This window comes from Streptomyces cellostaticus, assembly GCF_001513965.1.
Classification (GTDB): Bacteria; Actinomycetota; Actinomycetes; order Streptomycetales; family Streptomycetaceae; genus Streptomyces; species Streptomyces cellostaticus.
The window spans coordinates 639122-655898 of the sequence record NZ_KQ948015.1 but is presented as its reverse complement, the minus strand read 5'-3'; the positions used below and the strand labels follow the sequence as shown (position 1 = coordinate 655898).

10 protein-coding genes are annotated in these 16777 nt (G+C 71.8%); 7 read left to right on the top strand and 3 right to left on the bottom strand.

From position 1 onward, the window contains the following. Nucleotides 1–52 precede the first annotated feature (52 nt). Together AQI88_RS02825 and AQI88_RS02820 are read right to left on the bottom strand one after the other, a co-directional pair. The gene (locus AQI88_RS02825; protein ID WP_066991118.1) at nucleotides 53–1621 is read right to left on the bottom strand and encodes an alpha/beta hydrolase; all 1569 of its coding nucleotides are present in this window, start codon (nucleotides 1619–1621) and stop codon (nucleotides 53–55) included. Between the two features lie 136 nt (nucleotides 1622–1757). Next, complete coding sequence (locus tag AQI88_RS02820) at nucleotides 1758–2831, bottom strand: Rv2578c family radical SAM protein (RefSeq protein WP_066991115.1); 1074 nt, start codon at nucleotides 2829–2831, stop codon at nucleotides 1758–1760. 134 nt (nucleotides 2832–2965) lie between these two features. On the opposite strand from AQI88_RS02820, the gene AQI88_RS02815 reads away from it, so the two are divergent. The 7 genes from AQI88_RS02815 (at nucleotide 2966) to AQI88_RS02785 (ending at nucleotide 15811) form a co-directional block, all read left to right on the top strand. Beyond that, the gene (locus AQI88_RS02815) at nucleotides 2966–3409 is read left to right on the top strand and encodes an SRPBCC family protein (RefSeq protein WP_066991112.1); all 444 of its coding nucleotides are present in this window, start codon (nucleotides 2966–2968) and stop codon (nucleotides 3407–3409) included. Nucleotides 3410–3562: 153 nt separating this feature from the next. Next, on the top strand, nucleotides 3563–5959 hold the full coding sequence (locus tag AQI88_RS02810; RefSeq protein ID WP_066991109.1) for an MFS transporter: 2397 nt from the start codon (nucleotides 3563–3565) through the stop codon (nucleotides 5957–5959). Nucleotides 5960–6112: 153 nt separating this feature from the next. Then, on the top strand, nucleotides 6113–8566 hold the full coding sequence (locus tag AQI88_RS02805) for an ATP-binding SpoIIE family protein phosphatase (protein WP_066991106.1): 2454 nt from the start codon (nucleotides 6113–6115) through the stop codon (nucleotides 8564–8566). Nucleotides 8567–8643: 77 nt separating this feature from the next. Next, nucleotides 8644–9363, top strand: a complete 720-nt coding sequence (locus AQI88_RS02800) for a class I SAM-dependent methyltransferase (protein ID WP_066991105.1) — start codon at nucleotides 8644–8646, stop codon at nucleotides 9361–9363. Nucleotides 9364–9605: 242 nt separating this feature from the next. After that, nucleotides 9606–13556 carry a type I polyketide synthase gene (locus tag AQI88_RS02795; RefSeq protein ID WP_079057361.1) on the top strand — a complete coding sequence of 1317 codons (3951 nt, stop codon included), beginning with the start codon at nucleotides 9606–9608 and terminating at the stop codon, nucleotides 13554–13556. A 55-nt stretch (nucleotides 13557–13611) separates the two neighbouring features. Then, a complete protein-coding gene (locus AQI88_RS02790) occupies nucleotides 13612–15060 on the top strand; it encodes a coproporphyrinogen-III oxidase family protein (protein WP_159050287.1) in 1449 nt (482 codons plus the stop codon). After that, nucleotides 15050–15811, top strand: a complete 762-nt coding sequence (locus tag AQI88_RS02785; RefSeq protein ID WP_066991096.1) for an SDR family oxidoreductase — start codon at nucleotides 15050–15052, stop codon at nucleotides 15809–15811. Before AQI88_RS02790 ends, AQI88_RS02785 begins: the two co-directional genes overlap by 11 nt. Nucleotides 15812–15860: 49 nt before the next feature. On the opposite strand, the gene AQI88_RS02780 is transcribed toward AQI88_RS02785, so the two are convergent. After that, nucleotides 15861–16760 (bottom strand): acyl-CoA thioesterase, encoded by a 900-nt coding sequence (locus AQI88_RS02780; protein WP_066991093.1) that lies wholly within the window; start codon nucleotides 16758–16760, stop codon nucleotides 15861–15863. Between the last annotated feature and the right edge of the window lie 17 nt (nucleotides 16761–16777).

The window sequence follows — 16777 nt, the reverse complement described above, 5'->3', positions numbered from 1 at the left end:
TCCATGGTGGACCACGGGTGTGACAACGCCCCCGGCGGACCGGGAGGGTTGTCTACCGGCGGAACCCCAGCAGGCCGTGCAGGGTCGAGCCGCGGGACGACGCCGAGGCGGCCTTCTCCGTTTCCGTCAGCGGCTTCGGATCCGGGGACTTCGGGCAGACCGCGTCGGCGTCGCCGGTGCCGTGCGGGACCGTGCCGTCGGTCAGATAGGCGGCCAGGTACCTGTCCAGGCAGGCGTTGCCGCTCAGCGTGATGCCGTGGTTGCCGCCGCCCTGCTCGACCACCAGGCTGGAGCGGTCCAGCAGGCGGTGCGCCGCGACGCCGCCGGGGTAGGGGGTCGCCGCGTCGTCGGTCGCCTGGAACAGCAGCGTCGGCGGCAGTTCGGTGTTGGCGACGTTCCTCGGCGTCAGGGAGTCGCCCGGCCAGAACGCGCAGGGGGCATTGTACCAGGCGTTGTTCCAGGCCATGAAGGGTGCCTTCGCGTACACGGCCCAGGTGTCCTGCTCCCAGCGCTTCCAGTCGCGCGGCCAGGCGGCGTCACGGCAGCCCACCGCCGCGTAGACGCTGTACCCGTTGTCGCCCGAGGAGTCCACGGCGGCGTGGCTCTGGTACGCCGTCAGCAGTGGCCCGGTGTCCTTGTCGTGGACGTAGGCCGCGAACGCCTCGGCGAGCTGGGGCCAGTAGCCGTTGTAGTAGCCGCCGCGGATGAAGGTGTCCTCCAGCTCGGCGGCGCCGACCTGGCCGCCCGCAGGCTTCTTCGCCAGGGCCGCCCGCATCGCGTACCACTCGGCCTCGATCCGCTTGGGGTCGGTGCCGAGCCGGTACGTCGAGTCGTACCGGGCGATCCAGGCCATCAGGGCGCGGTGGCGGTCGTTGAAGGCGTAGTCCTGGCCGAGGTTGTCCTCGTACCAGACGCCCGTCGGGTTCACGATCGAGTCCAGCACCAGGCGGCGCACCCGCTCGGGGAAGAGCTTCGCGTACACCGCGCCCAGGTAGGTGCCGTAGGAGTAGCCGAAGTAGTTGATCTGCGGTGCGCCCAGGGCCTGGCGGATGGAGTCCATGTCCTGGGCGGCGTTGACGGTGTCGATGTAGGGCAGCACGCTCGCGTACTTGGCACCGCAGGCGGCGGCGAAGGACTGGGCGCCCTTCACACTGTCCTGTTCCATCGCGGTCGTGGCGGGCACGGTGTCCGCGCGCACCGGCTTGAAGCGGCCGGCGGAGCAGTTCACCACCGGGGTGCTGCTGCCGACGCCGCGCGGGTCGAAGCCGATGATGTCGTACTGGGCCGCCACGCTCCTGGGCAGCGCGGAGGCCACGAATCCGGCGAGGATCAGACCGCTGCCGCCGGGGCCGCCGGGGTTGACCAGCAGCGGCCCCTGGAAGGTCGGTGCGGTGTGCGGGACGCGGGACAGGGCGAGGGTGATCTGCGCGCCGGCCGGGTGCGTGTGGTCCAGCGGCACCCTCACGGACGCGCACTGGAGCGTCGGATAGTCGTGGGTGGCGCACGACTTCCAGGCGGGCGTCGCCGCAGGAGCGGTGGGGGCCGCCTGGGCGGGCACGGCCGTGACCGAGCCCGTCAGCATGGCGGCGGCTGCGCACAGCACGGCTGCGCGTGTTCTCATGAGTCCTCCCGGGACGGAGGGTGACGCGAACCGCGAGGGTCGCGGCTCTCGCCGGATCGTCCCGGGGACAAGGCCCGAAAGAACATAGTCTGTAAATAGTTGACCCAATTGGGTCGAAGGATGCCCTCCAACGCGCTCACATGAGGGTGAGCTGGGTCGGTTCGGACACGGCCGGGGGTTCCGCTGCCTCCGGGGCCCGGGCCGCCTGGATGCGCCGGGCCAGGCCCGCGCGGGTGGGGCCGACGCCGTACTCCTGGGCCAGTTCGTGCACCTGACGGGTGATCCGGCGCTGGTACCACCTGGGTGCGTAGGCGCCCTCCGCGTACAGCCGCTCGTAGCGGGCCACCAGGTGCGGGTGGTGCTGCCCGAGCCAGGTCATGAACCACTCCCGGGCGCCCGGCCGCAGATGCAGCACGAGGGGAGTGACCGAGGTGGCCCCGGCCGCCGCTATCGCCCGTACGGTCTCGCGCAGTCGGTCCGGATGGTCGCTCAGGAACGGGACGACCGGTGCCATCAGCACGCCGCAGCCGATCCCGCGCTCGCCGAGCGTGCGGACGACGTCCAGGCGGCGCTCGGGCGCGGGCGTGCCCGGCTCCACCGTGCGCCACAGCTCGGTGTCGGTGAAGCCCACGGAGACCGAGATGCCGACGTCCGTCACCCGGGCCGCCTGGGCCAGCAGGTCCAGGTCGCGCAGGATCAGCGTGCCCTTGGTCAGGATCGAGAACGGGTTCGCGTGCTCGGTGAGGGCCGAGATGATGCCCGGCATCAGCCGGTAGCGGCCCTCGGCGCGCTGGTAGCAGTCGACGTTGGTGCCCATCGCCACGTGGTCCCCCTGCCAGCGCCGCGAGGTCAGCTGACGGCGCAGCACCTCGGGTGCGTTCACCTTCACCACGATCTGGGTGTCGAAGCCGATCCCCGTGTCGAGGTCCAGGTAGCCGTGCGTCTTGCGGGCGAAGCAGTACACGCACGCGTGCGTGCAGCCCCGGTACGGGTTCACCGTCCATTCGAACGGCATGCGCGAAGCGCCCGGCACCCGGTTCAGGACCGAGCGGGCCCGCACCTCGTGGAAGGTGATCCCGCGGAACTCGGGCGTGTCGAAGGTGCGGGTGGTGACGGCGTCCGCGCCGAACAGCGCGGCATCGGCGGCCCGGCTGTGACCGTCGGACCCCTCGGACCCGCCGGATTCCACGGTGAGGTTCTCCCAGCGCATGACGCCTCCTCGGTAGCGCTCGGCACAGAATAGAACATCTGTTCCCATGATCGTGCGACCCCGATTTGGGCGGCCGGGTGCCGGGGTGGTTGGCTTGCCCCAACCCCGAGAAACGCAGGTCCTGGAGGAACGCAATGGCGCAGGTCGAGGCCACTACGGAGCGGGTCGTCGCGGCGGACGCGGAGAACGTGTTCGACGCCCTCGCCGACTACAGCGGCACGCGGCGGCAGCTGCTGCCCGAGCACTTCAGCGAGTACGAGGTGCGCGAGGGCGGCGACGGCGAGGGCACCCTCGTCCACTGGAAGCTCCAGGCCACCAGCAAGCGCGTGCGCGACTGCCTCCTGGAGGTCAGCGAGCCCACCGACGGCGAGCTGGTGGAGAAGGACCGCAACTCCTCGATGGTCACCACCTGGCGCGTCACCCCCGCCGGGGAGGGCAGCTCCCGGGTCGTCGTCACCACCACCTGGAAGGGTGCGGGCGGCATCGGCGGCTTCTTCGAGAAGACCTTCGCGCCCAAGGGCCTCGGCCGGATCTACGACGCGATCCTCGAGAACCTCGCCGCCCAGGTGGAGAAGTAGCCTCAAACACCGGCCGGTGAAGGGGCGTTGTGCCCCTCACCGGTTCGAGTGGAACTCCATCCCGTCCGGGAATGTGCCGTAACTCGCCGCACTTGTTCGCAGTTGTCGCTTAACGCGGGAAATGTGTGACAGGCGCGACGAGGGGAGCGGTACGTGGGCGGGTCGACTGTGGTGCGGCACGGGCCGGTCGTGGCACCGGATCCGCCTCAGACCGCCGCCGAAGCGCCACCACCCGCCCCGGCCGCCGCGCTCGGCGCGCGCCGGGCGCGGCTGGTCTTCACCGGGCTGATGCTCGCGCTGCTGCTCGCCGCGCTGGAGCAGATGATCGTCGCCACCGCGCTGCCGAAGATCGTCGGCGAGCTGCACGGCCTGGACCGGATGTCCTGGGCGATCACCGCCTACCTGCTCACCTCCACCATCGGCCTGCCGCTGTACGGCAAGCTCGGCGACCTCTTCGGCCGCAAGGGCGTCTTCCAGTTCGCGATCCTGGTCTTCGTCATCGGCTCCGCGCTCGCCGGGCGGGCCCAGAGCATGGACCAGCTGATCGCCTTCCGTGCTGTCCAGGGCGTCGGGGCGGGCGGGCTGATGATCGGTGTGCAGGCGATCATCGGCGACATCGTGCCGCCCCGGCAGCGCGGCCGCTACATGGGCCTGATCGGCGCCGCCTTCGGCCTCGCCTCGGTAGCGGGTCCGCTGCTCGGCGGCTACTTCACCGACCACCTCTCCTGGCGCTGGTGCTTCTACATCAACGTCCCCTTCGGCCTGCTCACCCTCGCCGTCGTCACCGTCGTCCTCAAACTGCCCCGGCCGCAGGTCCGCGCCCGCCTCGACGTGCCCGGCGCGCTGCTGCTCGCCGCGGCCTCCACCTGCCTGGTGCTGCTGACCAGCTGGGGCGGCACGACGTACGCCTGGGACTCCCGGGAGATCCTCGGCCTCGGCGCGGGCGCCCTCGCCGCCACCGTCCTCTTCCTGGTCGCCGAGCACTTCGCCGCCGAACCCCTCATCCCGCTCCGGCTGTTCAGGGACTCCGTCTTCAACGTCACCGGCCTGGTCGGCCTGGTGACCGGCGTCGCCCTGTTCGGCGCCGCCAGCTATCTGCCGACCTTCCTGCAGATGGTCGACGGGGCCAGCGCCACCGAGTCCGGCCTGCTGATGCTGCCCATGATGGCGGGCATCGTCGGTGCCTCGGTCATCGGCGGGCAGCTCATCAGCCACACCGGCCGCTACAAGGTCTTCCCCGTCCTCGGCGGCGCCCTCTCCGCCGTCGGCATGTGGCTGCTGTCCCGGCTGGAGGCCGACACCCCGCGGCTGCACTACAGCATCTGGATGGCGGTCCTCGGCGCGGGCATCGGCCTGGTGATGCCCGTCCTGGTGCTCGCCGTGCAGAACTCCGTGCGCCCCGCCGACCTCGGCACCGCCACCAGCGCCAACAACTACTTCCGGCAGATCGGCGGCAGCGTCGGTGCCGCCGTCTTCGGCACCCTCTTCGCCGACCGGCTCACCGACGCCCTGCGCAGGGAGCTGCCGCCGCGCACGGGCGCCCGGCTGCCCGACCCCGAGTCGCTCACCCCGCAGCTCGTCCACGCGCTGCCGCCGGCCCTGCGCGACGCCTACGTCCGCGCCTACGCCGACGCGATGCCCCGGATCTTCCTCTACCTCGTCCCGGTGCTCGCCCTCGGCCTGCTCATCGCCTTCTTCCTCAAGGAGAAACCGCTGGTGTCCCATCAAGCCGCCGAGCCGGAGCCCGCCACCGTGAACGCCCCCATCCCGCAGGCCCGTTCTCCGTACACCGCCGGAATCCCGGTGTGCGGCACGGTGCAGCACCACGACGGGACCGTGGTGCCCCGCGCGGCGCTCACCCTCGTCGACGTCGCCGGACAGCAGATCGGGCGGGGCGCGAGCGGCGAGGACGGACGGTACGCGCTCTCCACGCCGGGCTCCGGGTCGTACGTGCTGATCGCCGCCGCGGGCGGCCACCAGCCGCAGGCCGTCACCGTGACCGTCGGCGAACGGCCCGTCGAACTGGACGTCGTCCTCGGCGGCGCCGGACGCCTCGCCGGCAGCGTGTTCACCGCCGACGGCAGCGCCGTCCGGGACGCCACCGTCACCCTCACCAACGTGCACGGCGAGGTCGTCGCCACCACCCGCAGCGGCCGCGAGGGCGGCTACCTCATCACCGAACTCGTCGCCGGCGAATACACCCTCGCCGCCAGTGCCCCCGCCTTCCGCCCCGCCGCGCTCCCGGTCACCGTCCAGGCGGCCCGCGAGACCCGGCAGGACATCGAACTCGCGGGCGGCGCCGTCCTGAAGGGCACCGTCCGGTCCGGCGGCGGCCGTCCCGTCGAGGACGCGCGCGTGACGCTCCTCGATGCCGCGGGCAACGTCGTGGACACCCTCACCACCGGACCGGAGGGAACGTTCCGGTTCGTGGACCTCTCCTCCGGCGAGTACACCGTCATCGCCGCCGGTTACCCGCCGGTCGCCACCGTGCTCCAGGTGGCGGGCGGCGGCCGCACCGAACGGGACCTGCAACTGGGCCACGAGGACTGAGGGGGGCGCCCGCGGGGCGCTGAGCTGCGCGCCGGTGCGTTCCGGTGAAACCAATTCCAGAATTGCCACACATCGCTACCGGCCGCCGCCGTACCGTAGTGGCAGGCGGCACAGATCGTTTGCGAACAGCCGTGGGGAGAGAGGGCCTGGGCCATGGACCGTGGCAGCGAGCGGGACACACCTCCCGGCCGCGGCGCCGGTGACGCCGCGGCGGGCCGGATTCCGCTTGCCGTGGTGGTCGTCGACCGTGACGGTCTGGTGTCCCACTGGAGCAGCGGCGCACGCCGTATGTTCGGCGTGGACAGGGAAGACGCGCTCGGGCATCCCGCCGCGGACCTGCTGCCGGTCTCCGGTGCGCTCTCCGACGATCCCGGCGGCGACGCGCTGCCCGACGCCTACGACACGCACGACGGGCCCGGCCCCGACCTGGAGGCCTCCCTCGACGGCCGTACCGGCTACCCGACGGCCGGCCGCGCCCGTCTCTGCCCGCACGGGGATCACCCGGACCGGGACGAGACCCGGATCGACGTGCTGTGGTGGGCCTACCCGCTGGTCGGCCCCGGACCCTCGCGGCTGCTGGTGCTCGCCGCCGACGCCACCCGGCTGCGGGACGAGCGCGGCTACGACGACGAGACCGCCGAACGCATCTCGCCCGGCTTCGCCCGCCACACCGAACTGCCCGACCCCGGCGAACTCGCCCGGCGGCTGCCCGAGATCCTGCCCAACATGGGCCCGGAACCCAGCGGCCGCATCGTCTCCCAGGTCCTCGAACTCGGCTACCCCGTCCTGGAGTTCAGCCAGTACGACCGGGTGCCCGTCACCCCGTACTGGGGCGTGCCGCGCCGCCCCGGACGCCGGCGCACCGAGGCCGTCGTACCGCAGCAGCGCACGGAAGCCGTGATCCCCGTCGGCGCCGAGCACGACCTCGAGTACGCCGCCGTGCGCGAGCGCCTGGAGTTCCTCAACGAGGTCAGCTCCGGCATCGGCTCCTCGCTCGACCTCGGCGAGACCATCCGCGAGGTCACCAGCGCCGCCGTGCCCCGCTTCGCGGACTTCGCCGGCACCCATCTGCGCGCCGCCGTCCTCGCCGGCGAGGGCTTCCCGGACGGCCCGCCGGACGCGAGCACCGTGATGTTCCGCGTGTGGGTCGAGCACAACGACGAACCGGGCCGCTGGGACGACACCGTGCCGGTCGGCGAGGCCTTCGCCTTCCCCGAACACACCCCGTTCTACAAGTGCATGGTCACGGGCGAGCCGGTCCTCATCCCGAGGGTCAGCGAGGAGATGGGCGAGCGGATCTCCGGCGAGTTCGAGAAGCGCGACCTCAGGCCGCTCATCACCGGCCGCTCCCTGCTGATCGTCCCGCTCAAGGCGCGCAACGTCGTCCTCGGCTTCATGGTGCTGATGCGCCGCCCCGACCGCCCGGCCTTCGACGACATGGACCGCACCACCGGCGCCGAACTCGCCGCCCGCGCAGGTCTCGTGCTCGACAACGCCCGCATGTACACCTACCAGGAGAACGTCGCCGACACCCTCCAGGACAGCATGCTGCCGCAGGTGACCCCGCGGATGGCCGGCTGCGACGTGGCGACCCGGTATCTGCCCGGCACCCGGCTCGGGAGGATCGGCGGCGACTGGTTCGACACCATCAAGCTGCCCGGCTCCCGCACCGCCCTCGTGGTCGGCGACGTCATGGGCCACGGCCTCAACTCGGCCGCCATGATGGGCCAGTTGAGGACGGCCGTACAGACCATGGCCGCCATGGAGACCCCGCCGGCCCAGCTCCTGCGCAACCTGGACGACCTGGCCCGGCGGCTCGGCGAGAACTACCTCGCCACCTGTCTGTACGTGGTCTACGACCCGATCCGCGGCGAACTCCACCTCGCCAACGCCGGACACATCCCGCCCGTCCTGGTGCGCGCCGAGGACGGCCGCAGCGAACTGCTCGACCTGCCGACCGGCGCGCCCATAGGGGTCGGCGGTGTCCCGTTCGAGTCCGTCGTCGTGCGCGTCTCGCCCGGCGACCGGCTGGTGCTGTGCACCGACGGCCTGGTCGAGGTGCGCGGCTGCGACATCGGCGAGGGCCTCGCCGCGCTCTGCGAGTCCGCCGCCCACCCCGCGGCCTCGATGGACGCCGCCTGCGACACCATCATCCGCGCCCTCAACACCCACGGCGACCGCAAGGACGACGTCGCCCTGCTCATGGCCCGGCTCAACGGCATCCCCGACGACCACGTCGCCGAGTGGCACCTGGACGCCGACCCGCGCGAGGTGGCACGGGCCCGCCGACTGGTCCGCGACCGGCTGCTGGAATGGGGTCTGCCGCAGGCCGTGGAGAGGGCACAGCTGCTGGTCAGTGAGGTCGTCACCAACGCCGTCCAGTACGGCGGCGGCGACCGGATCGGACTGCGGCTGGTCCGCACCGACGCGCTGCTGTGCGAGGTCACGGACGACGAACCGGGCCTGCCCGCCATGCTCGGCGCCGGGCCGTACGACGAGTCGGGCCGCGGCCTGCGCGTCGTCAGCCGCCTGGCCCGCGAGTGGGGCGCCACCGCCACCGGGCACCGCAAGACCGTCTGGTTCGAACAGACCGTCAGCGGAGGGTGAAGGTGACCGCCCGCCCCTTGCCCAACTGACGGCCGTCGCGATATCCCGATCACGGAACCGACCGTGGGGAGATCGTCATGAACGTCTCGGACAACTACCGTGACGCGTGGGAGAGTTACTGGCGCGAAACCTCCGACGAGGCGGGCGAGGCGATCTGGGACTCCGACCCCTCGCTCACCGCCGAGCCGCACAGCGAGCTGTTCCTGCCGTACGCGGACACCGCACGCACCATCGTCGACCTCGGCTGCGGCAACGGCACCCAGACCCGCTACCTCGCCACCCGGTTCGCCCGCGCCGTCGGCGTCGACCTCTCCAACTCCGCCGTCGAGCACGCCCGCCGCGCCGCGCACGGCGAACCCGTCGAGTTCCAGCAGCTCGACCTCACCGACACCGGCGCCGTACGGTCCCTGCACGAGCGGCTCGGCGACAGCCACGTGTACATGCGGGCCGTCATCCACCAGAGCGAACCGGACGCCCGCGCCGCCGTGGCCGCCGCGGTCGCCGAGATCCTCGGCACCGAGGGACGCGCGTTCGTGGTCGAACTCACCTCCGGCTCGCGGGACGTCCTGCGGCGCGCGGCGGCCGACCCGGACGGCCCGCCGCCCAAGCTGCGCCGGGTCTTCCACCACGGCCTCAAGCCCGCCGACGCCGAAGACGAGGAGATCCCGCGCCTGCTCGGCGAGGCCGGCCTGGAGGTACTCGCCGACGGCGAGACCACCCTGCCGCAGACCGAGTACCTCGCGGACGGCACCCGCATCGACCTTCCGGCGCGCTGGTTCGTGCTGGCCGGGAAGTGAGCGGGTTCCGACCTCGCAACTTCATTTCAGGCCCGTCAGGAGCACGATGCGGGCGCACGGCTGCCATCTGCGCCCCCAGTCTCTGCGCGCCCTCCAGAGGCATCGCCCGCCCCAACAGCGCTCCTTGTTCCCTCATCGGCCCGCACCTAGCGTTACAGAGTGCGCCGAAATGAAACTCGGCCCGTACGTGTGTGGAATCGCAGTTCGTCGAGGTTTCCCGTCCTCCGAAGGAGAAATCCCGCATGGATGTTGAGCCCATTGCATTGGTAGGGATCGGGTGCACTCTCCCTGGTCATGTGCACGGGCTGGACGACATATACACAGTGCTGCGGGAAGGGCGGGACTGCGTCGAGGAGATCCCGTCCAGCCGCTGGGACGTGGACAAGTTCTACGACCCCGACCCGCTGGCCCCGGGCAAGACCTACATCCGCCATGGCGGATTCGTGGACGACGTAGACCGCTTCGACGCGGCGTTCTTCGGGATCTCGGACGCCGAAGCGGCCCGCATGGACCCGCAGCACCGCCTGCTCCTGCAGACCGTGTGGCACGCCCTCGAACATGCCGGGCAGGACCCCGGTGAATTGAGGGGCACCGGCACAGGCGTTTTCCTGGCGCTGATGAACAGCAACAACTATTCCCTCCTCAAGCGTGACAACGAGGGACTGAAAGGCGTCTCGGCCTACGACGCGATGAGCGATGCGAACAGCATCAGCGCCGGACGTATCGCCCACTTCCTCGACCTGAAAGGGCCGTGTTTCGCGGTCGACACCGCTTGTTCCGGATCCCTGGTGGCCCTGCACCTGGCCCGGCAGTCCATCCTCACCGGCGAGTGCGACTCGGCCGTGGTCGCCGGCGTCAATCTGATCCTCAACCCGGATGCCCATATCGCCTTCTGCAAACTGGGGCTGTTCGCCCGTAGCGGGCAGTGCCGGGCGTTCGACGCCAAGGCGGACGGCTACGTCCGCAGCGAGGGCTGTGTGGCCGTGCTGCTGCGCCGTCAATCGCTCGCCGAAGAACGGGGCGACCCCATCCTGGCCAGCATCGTCGGCACCGCGATCAACCACGACGGACACACTCCCGCGCTGACCGCCCCCAACGGCCGGACCCAGGAGCAGGTGATGCGCACCGCGCTCTCCCGCAGCGGCGTCGACCCCGCCCAGGTCGACTACGTCGAGGCGCACGGCACCGGAACCCCGGTCGGCGACCCCATCGAGATGGGCGCCATCGCCGGAGCCTACGGCCGGACCCGCACCGCGGACCGACCGCTGTACGTCGGCTCGGTGAAGAGTAACTTCGGCCACACCGAGGCCGCCGCCGGACTCCTCGGCGTCGTCAAGGCCGCCCTCTCGCTGCACCGCCAGACCATCTACCCCAGCCTCCATCTGGACCGGCTGAACCCCAAGATCGACCTCAAGGGCGCCTCGGTGGAGATCCCCACCGAGTCCGTGCCCTGGCCCCGGACGGATGTCCCGCGCCTGGCCGCCGTCAACTCCTTCGGCTACAGCGGCACCAATGCCCACGCGATCCTGCGGGAGGCCCCGCAACCGCGGCATCGCACCGGCACCGCGGAGCCGCGCCCGGCCGAGCTGCTGGTGCTGTCCGCCAAGTCCCCCGCAAGCCTGGACGCGCTGGCCGAGCGCTGGGCGCAGTACCTGTCCCGGACCGACGGGGAGACCCTGCCGGCGGCCGTCTTCACCGCCGCCGCCGGGCGCGCCGCGCACCGCCACCGTCTCGCGGTGACCGGGCGGAGCGGCATCGAGATCGCGGGCGACCTGCGTCTGTGGCGGACCCGCCGGACACCTGCGTCGGTCACCGGCGGGCACCCGGCGAAGCGCGCCAGGACCGCCTTCGTCTTCACCGGCCAGGGCGTGCAGTACCCCGGCATGGCCCGTGAACTGTACGACAGCGAACCGGCCTTCGCCGCCGCCCTCGACCGGTGCGCCGAGCTGCTCGACGCAGAACTGCCCGCGCCGCTGCGGCAGGTCCTCTTCGAAGAGCAGTCCCCGGAGGCGCTCGACGACACACGCCTGGCCCAGCCGGCGCTGTTCGCCGTCGAGTATGCGCTCGCCACCCTGCTGCGCTCGTGGGGAGTCGTCCCGGACGCAGTGGTCGGGCACAGCATCGGCGAGGTCGCTGCCGCGTGCGTCGCCGGCATGCTCAGCCTGGAGGACGCCGCCCGCTTCAGCGCGGTGCGCGGCCGCCTCATGGGCGAACTGCCGCGCGACGGAGTGATGCTGGCAGTCGCCGCCGACCCGGAGACCGTGCACGGCTGGGTGTCGGGGAGGGAGGCGGACGTCTCCGTCGCCGCCGTCAACGGCCCGCGCGCCGTGGTCGTCTCGGGTCGGGCCGAGGCCGTGGAGGAGGTGGCGCGCCTCGCCGAGGCCGAAGGCAGCCGGACCACCCGGCTGCGTACCTCGCACGCCTTCCACTCTCCGCTGATGGACCCCGTCCTGGCCGAGCTGGAGAAGGCGGCCGCCGGGCTGCGCCCGACCGCCCCGGCCGTCCCGGTGTTCTCCGACGTGACGGGCGAAGCGCTGACGGGCGCGGAGGGGCCGGAGTACTGGAGCCGGCAGGCTCGCCGACCGGTCCGGTTCCTCGACGGCATGCGCGCGGTGGCCGCGCTGGGCTGCACCGTGGTCGTCGAGATCGGCCCGCACCCCGCCCTGCGGACGTACGTCGCGGAGGCGTTCGGCGACACCGGCGTGACCGTGATCCCGACCCTGCGGCGCGACCGGCGGGACGTGCGCAACACCCTCGCCGCCGCGGGCGCCCTGTTCACGGCGGGCGCCGCCGTCGACCTCCCCGCGCTCTACCAGGGCCCGCGCTACCGCCGTACCTCCTGTGCCCCGAAGTACCCGTTCCGCACGGACCGGTACTGGCTGAAGTCCCTGCCGGACGCCGACCACGGCGAGGCGGCGGACACGGCACCGCGGCGGCAGGCACCGCCCGTCGCGCCCGCGCCCGTACCGCAGCAGGCCGCCCGGCGGACCGTCCACCGGCAGGAGGTGCGGCCGGGGACGCCGTGGGCGGACCACCGCATCCTCGGGTCGACCGTCTTCCCGGCCACCGGCTATCTGGAGCTGGCCGTGGACGCCTACACCTCAGCCGACGGCCACGCCTCCGCGCCGCTCGAGCTGACCGGCGTCGACTTCCTGCGCCCGCTGGTCCTGGCCCCCGCGAAGCCCAGCAATGTCCGGGTGGACCTGGAGGCGGACGGCTCCTCGGCCGACGGTCACCTCCGGTTCACCGTGGCCGGAGGCGACGGGGACGGCGCATCCCGCTACTGCCAGGGGAAGGTCGGGCCGGCCGCGCGTCCGGACGGCTCCGGGACACCTCCCGAGGAGCTGCGCGCGGCGATGCCCACGGAACTGGCGCCCGGGCGGCTCTACGGGCTGCTGCGGGAGGACGGGATGGAGTACGGCGCGAGCTTCTCCACCGTCCGCGAGCTGTGGCTCGACGAGGCGGGCGGGCAGGCGCTCGGCCGGATCACGGCCGCTCCCGACGGTGCGTCGCGCGTGAGCCATGCGCACCGGTTCGCCACCGTGCTCGACGGCTGTCTGCACCTGACGGCCGCGGCGGCGCGGGAGGGCGCGGCCAGGGGCGCCCACGTCCCCGTCGGCCTGGGCCGGATGGTGCTGCACGGCCCGTTGCCCGACCAGGTCTGGGGCCACGTCCGGCTGCGGCCGAACACCACCGGGACGGCGTTCACGGCCGAGCTGCGCGTCCTGGACGACACCGGGAAGCTCCTCGCGCACCTCCACGACATCGAGTTCCGGCGCATCGCCTCGCTGACCGACCCCTCGGCGGCCTTGCCCGCACCGGCCGACGGCCGCCCCCGGGAGAGCGGCGACTCGCTGCAGGAACTGCGGGAACGCGTCGAGGCCCGGCCCGCCGGAGAGCGCCGGCAGGCGGTCATCGGCTGGCTCACCGACGAGATCGTCGACACCCTCGGGCGGATGTCGACCGAGCTGGAGATCGACCTCCACGATCTCGACCCGTCCCTGGCCCTGCTGGAGATCGGTCTCGACTCCCTGAGCATCACCGAACTCCAGCGTCGCATCCAGGAAAAGCTCGACTTCCGCTTCAAGGCGATGGAGGCACTGGAGTACCAGAGCATCGAGGAACTGGCCGAATACCTCCTGCACCGCGTGATCCTGGCGGACTCGACCACCCCCGCCCACCAGGGCTCCTGAGCCCCGCCTCCCGCCGGGCCGGCAGACCACCCGGCAGATCCCACCCAGAGGGGAAGTGCCTGCCACCGTGTTGAGCCCCGACCACGTCAACAGCTACCTCGACAGCCGTCTCGCCGAACGCCAGGTCAACAAGATCCAGCACGGCTTCCCGTCCCCGCGGTTCTGGGACGAGCCGTCCGTGCCCCTGGACGAGATCGGCGAGGACCGCATGCGCCTGCGCGCCGCGGGTGACCAGTCCCATGTGTTCCTCTACGTCGGCGTCCCGTACTGCCTCCCGACCGACCCCGGAAAGTGCGGGTACTGCCTGTTCCCCGTCGAGGAGTTCACGGGCAACGCGGCGCTGGAGAACTACTACGGCTACGTGGAACGCGAAGCCGAGATGTACCGGGAGCAGATGGAGGGCGCCGTCCTCGCCGGGGCCTACTTCGGCGGAGGCACCTCGAACCTCTACCGGCCCCCCGTCTACCACCGGCTGATGGACATGGTGCGCCGCCTCTTCCCCGAGATCCCGGACCAGGCGGACCTCACCCTGGAGGGCATCCCCCAGCTCTTCTCCCGGGAGAAGATGCAGGCCATCCGCGACGCGGGGATGAACCGGATCAGCATGGGTGTCCAGCAGATCAACGAACGGCTCAACAGCTTCAGCGGCCGCAAACAGACGACCAAACACGTCATCCAGAGCCTGGAATGGGCCCGCGAACTCGGCCTGGCCGCCAACGTCGACCTCATCTTCGGCTGGCCCCAGCAGACCGTCGACACCATGCTGGAGGACCTGGAGACCCTGGTCTCCTGGGACGTCCACGACATCACCCATTACGAGCTGAACGTCGGCGGTCCCACCGACTTCGCTCTCAACCGCTACCACGAACTGCCCAGCACGCTGGCCAACCTGGAGATGTACCGGGCGGGACGCGACTTCCTGCTCGACCACGGCTACGAGCAGCTGTCGACGTACAACTTCCGCCGCCCCGGGGACCCGGCGGCCAAGGACTTCCGCGAGGGCTACACCACCCGCTTCGAGCACGTCGACACCCTGGGGCTCGGCTACGCGGCGATCACCTTCTTCGGCACCCCCGCCCTTGCGCCGGGCCGTTCGTGGTCGTTCATCAACCACCGCAGCCTGCCGCAGTACAAGGCGGCCGTCGACGGCGGACGGTTCCCGGTCGAGCGCGGCTTCCGGCACACCTTGGAGGACTGGCTGCTGATGCTGCTCTTCCGCAGCCTCATCAGCACGGAGATCAACCGGGTCCACTACCGCGTCGCCTTCGGTCTCGACGTCTACGAGAAGTTCGCCACCGTCTGGGACGCCCTGGCCGAGCGGGGCTACGCGGAGATCACCGCGGAGCGGATCAAGCTGGTCGGCGACGGCCCGTTCTACGCCCCCATGATCTCCACCCTGATCGCCGAGGAGCGCTACCGCGAACTGCGCGAGGAGGCCGCGCAGCGCAAGAAGGAGTCCCGCCGGCTTGCCACCGTGACGCCGGGGGTGCGCAGTGACGGATGACCTTCCGCTGGCGGGCCGCGGCTGTGTGGTCACCGGCGGATCGCGGGGCATCGGCGCCGCCGTCGTCCGGCTGGCGCTGGCGCAGGGCGCCGACGTCGTCTTCGGCTACCACAGCGGTGAGAAGCAGGCCCGCGCCCTGGCCGACGAGCTGCGTACCGCCCACCCGGGGCGGCGCTGCACCCCGCTGTACGCCGATGTCGCGGACACCGCGGCGGCCGAACGGTTCGCCGCCTCGGCCCTCGGCCACCTGGACCGGTTCGACGTCCTCGTCAACAACGCGGGCGTCACCCGCGACACCCTGTTCGCCCGTATGGGCCCCCAGCAGTGGCACGAGGTCATCGGCACCAACCTCGACAGCATGTACACCGTCACCAAGCCCCTGCTGATGCCCCTGGTGAAACAGCGCAGCGGTGCCATCATCAACATCGCCTCCTCCTCGGGGATGCACGGCACTCCCGGCCAGACGGCCTACTCCGCCGCCAAAGCCGGGGTCATCGGCTTCACCAAGGCGCTGTCCAAGGAGATCGGCGCCCGGGGTGTCACCGTCAACGCCGTCGCCCCCGGTCTCATCGAGACCGACATGACGGCCGCGATCCCCGAGGACAAGGCCGAGTTCCTCAGGTCCCTGATTCCCGGCCATGCCTTCGGCTCCCCCGAGGACGTGGCACACCTGGTGTGCTTCCTGGCCTGCGACCGGGCCCGCTACATCACCGGGCAGGCCATCGAGATCTCCGGCGGTCTGGTCGTGTAGCCCGCCGCACCGGGGGTGCCGGCGCCCGCCGTGCCGCGGCGACGGGGCCTCAGCCGACGCCCCCGTGGTCGCCGCTCACCCGGAGCAGGCCCTCCTGGGCGAGGGTGGCGACCAGCACCCCGTCGCGGGTGAAGACCCGGCCCAGGACCAGGCCCCGTCCCCCGGAAGCCACTGGGGTCTCGTGGGCGCAGAGCAGCCAGTCGTCCGCGCGGAACGGGTGGTGGATCCACACGGTGTAGTCGAGGCTCCGGCCACTGGCGTGGAACCACGACACCCCGTGCCGGACCAGCACCGTCTCCAGCATGGTCACGTCGCAGAGGTACACCAACAGGCAGGCGTGGAGCAGCCGTTCGCGGCCGGTGGTCGCCTCGGCCGGCACCTCGCCCTTGATGCGCACCCACACCTGCGTCCGGGAGGACAGCAGCGCCGGGTCCTTCTCGGCGTCGAAGCTCAACGGTCCGACGAAGCGCGTCTCATACGGCTTCCCGAGGGGGGCGACCACCTCGCCGAACGCCTTGGTCAGCCGTTCCTCGTAGGTCGGCAGGCCCTCCGGGTCCGGGACGGGCGGCATCGGGTCCTGGTGGCCGAGGCCCGGTTCGGGGCGGTGGAAGGAGGCGGTCAGAGCGAACACCTCCCGGCCGCGCTGGGCCGCATGGACCCGCCGGGTGGCGAAGGAAGCGCTGTCCTTCACCCGCTCGGCCCGGTAGTCGAAGGGCGCGGTCGGCAGGCCGGGCCGCAGGAAGGAGCAGTGCACGGAGTGCACGGGCAGTTCGCCGGACACCGTACGCCCGGCGGCGGCCAGCGCCTGGGCGGCCAGCAGCCCTCCGTACACCGGGGAGGACTGCTCCTGGGGAGGGCGCCCGAGGAAGTGGTCCCCGTCCTCCCGGCCGGGAGCGGGTTCGATGTCGAGGAGGCCGAGCAGTTCCGGCAGTGCGCGTTCTTGATGCATGGGCCCCACTTCGCCTC